Genomic DNA, 287 nt, shown 5'->3' on the forward strand with positions numbered 1-287 from the left:
GCAAATGTATGTTAGTCCATGGCCACTTGTAACGAGTTTTATAGCTATCGCTGTTCTTACTTTTGGTAATGGTTTTTTATTGCCATTAGGGACAGCCTTGGCTATTTCCTCACATCCGCAAGCTGCTGGGGCAGCCTCTGGTGTTATGGGGGCCTTACAATTAGGCAGTGCTGCGTTAAGTGCTTCCGTTATTGGAAAGACGTCTGGGCACAATCCAAAGACTATGGCAGTTTTATTGGCTGTGTGTTGTTTGCTCGGATTTATGATTTATATCCGCAAAGCATATG

1 pseudogene is annotated in these 287 nt (G+C 44.3%); it reads left to right on the top strand.

Going from position 1 to position 287, the window contains the following annotated elements:
- Positions 1-287 (top strand): annotated as a pseudogene (locus ACFINZ_RS11240) (Bcr/CflA family drug resistance efflux transporter); the annotation flags it as partial.

This window comes from Bartonella sp. AA81SXKL (assembly GCF_042196945.1).
Taxonomy (GTDB): Bacteria; Pseudomonadota; Alphaproteobacteria; order Rhizobiales; family Rhizobiaceae; genus Bartonella.